Here is a 2,182-nt window from a genome sequence, read left to right as displayed (position 1 = left end):
GAACGGATAGGGAAAGTGATAACTTTAGAGGAATGGAAAAAATATGTGCAATCAGACAAAGAATTGTCATTATCAGAACAAGGAAAGGGGATAAATCCCTTAACCCGTACAACAATGTATTTTGAAATTCCAGGTAGAGTTATCTATAAAAATGACTATGAGATTTATTATGAAAACGGAAAGATTGGCTGTGACGGTTTATCAGATGAGATTCAAGGAAAACTGATTGAGATAGCCCGGTTTTTTAATGCTAAAGTTTTCGATTGCGGTGAAGAAATAAAATTTGATTAAAGATTAAAGAAAAGAGATAACACATGGAATTATCTATACAGGAACGCTTAAAAGACCTGCGTGTGGAGCGTGGGCTGACGCTGGAACAGCTTGCGGAGCGACCCACCTCTCCAAGTCTGCGCTGGGCAGTTATGAAGCGGAGGACTTCAAAGACATCAGCCACTATGCCCTTATCAAGCTGGCGAAGTTTTACGGTGTGACTGCCGATTATCTGCTGGGACTGTCTGAAACAAAAAATCACCCAAACGCCGACCTTGCAGAACTGCATTTGTGTGACGATATGATTGAACTGCTGAAAAGCGGGCTGGTGGACAATTCCCTCTTGTGTGAACTGGCGGCGCACCCGGATTTTCCCCGGCTCATGGCTGACCTTGAAATCAATGTGAATGGCGTGGCGGTGAAGCAGGTGCAGACCGTAAACGCCATAGTGGACACCATGAGCGCAACGATTATGAAGCAGTACAATCCCGGCTTGACCGACCCGCAGTTAAGACAGCTTGTCGCCGCCCACATTGACGATGACAACTTTTGCCGCTATGTGATACAGCAGGACATAAACGGCATAGCCCTTGGCCTGCGGGAAGCACATAAGGACGATTTTTTCAGCGTCCCGGAGGACAACCCGCTGAAAGGATTGTTGCAAGCCGCTGATGAAACCGCCAGCCCGGACAGCGACCCGGAGCAAGCGTCACTGGCGTTTATCTGCAAGCGGCTCCGGCTGAACTTTAAGAAGCTGTCCGAGGAAGAAAAGAAGTGGCTCAAAAGGATTTCGGAGAAGTCGGACTTGCTGAAAAATCCAAACCCACAGCGGGGGAGAAAGTAAGAGAATGACAAACTGGAATTGATGGAGGATAAAATGAGCATTATCGAAAATATTAATGAACGGTTATCTTTTGATATGGAAACCATTGGTTGCGGTGGAGAGAAGGAAATCGAGCAGGTATTAAGCAAATCACCAATACAATTACCAGATGACTATATAGAACTCTTAAAAAGCATTGTCGGTCCTCAAAATGTAGGAGTAGAGTTCTTGGTTAAAAACGATGGTTCATCAATATGTATTTGGAGCGCTAAGATGGCATTGACGCAATACGAAGATTACCACCGGATGTATACAGAAGATTTTTTTATTAGTAATGAACTTGTAGAATTTATCGAAAGCGTTTGGTTTTTTGGAAATGATTTGGGGGACTTGGTTTATTTTTATGGAAAAGGAAAAGATGGTCTTGGCTTGTATCGGGTAGAAGATGCTAGTTTTGGGGTTGAAGAAGCAGATAAAATTGCCGATACCTTTACTGATTTTTTGGTCAATGGTGTAGGAATTGATACTGCTATAACGTTATAACTTCCAGGTTGTCGGGGAAATAGCAAAGACAGCCGAGCCAGTCAACGGTCAAGATGAACGGCGCATACTGCGCCGCCGTTGACAGTCCCGCCCTCCTTTGCTAACAGGCAATCAAGGCGGGAAAGCCCTAAAATGGCTTCCCGCCCATTTCAATTTTGAGAGAAAAATCCGTCTGCTTTTTCGTGAGTGTGTCCACAAGTTCGGGACATTTTGTCCCGAAGGCCGGCGTGGGACGAGGGGCGGAGGCTTGCATATACGCCCTGTCTGCTGATGAAACCAGTCCTGCGCTTGCGGCTCCACGCCACGCAATCACAGCCCTGTTTTCCTGCCGTTTCAAATCCCCTTGCCCTCCTCGGCGGCAACGGCATTTTCACGGCAACGCCGACAGAGCGTATAACACACTACACTTTGCAAGCAAAGTCGTGTGCCAAGGGGCAAGCCCCTTTGGAATCCCCGGACAACAAAACAGGCGGTATGCTACCCTCTCCGGGAGCATACCGCCGTTTGTTGTCAGCAGCCCGTTTCTCGGTCTGCGTGTAGTTCCTT

At 46.7% G+C, this 2,182-nt stretch carries 2 protein-coding genes and 1 pseudogene; all 3 read left to right on the top strand.

Features of this window, described 5'->3' with window-relative positions; translation table 11 throughout:
* Window positions 1–291: hypothetical protein (locus H8S75_RS32230; protein ID WP_207729271.1), on the top strand; the 291-nt coding region annotated here is incomplete at its 5' end.
* A 23-nt stretch (window positions 292–314) separates the two neighbouring features.
* Window positions 315–1,114, top strand: a pseudogene (locus H8S75_RS32225) (helix-turn-helix domain-containing protein).
* A 33-nt stretch (window positions 1,115–1,147) separates the two neighbouring features.
* Entirely contained in the window at window positions 1,148–1,636 is a 489-nt protein-coding gene (locus H8S75_RS32220; RefSeq protein ID WP_187024958.1) for an SMI1/KNR4 family protein, read from the top strand.
* Window positions 1,637–2,182: the final 546 nt, after the last annotated feature.

The sequence above is a fragment of the Hungatella hominis genome (assembly GCF_014288005.1).
GTDB lineage: Bacteria > Bacillota > Clostridia > Lachnospirales > Lachnospiraceae > Hungatella > Hungatella effluvii.
This window is presented reverse-complemented; position numbering and strand designations above follow the sequence as displayed.

Coding starts and splice junctions, on each gene's coding strand:
- H8S75_RS32220 (WP_187024958.1), top strand. CDS start 1,148: ATGAGCATTATCGAAAATATTAATGAACGGTTATCTTTTGATATGGAA.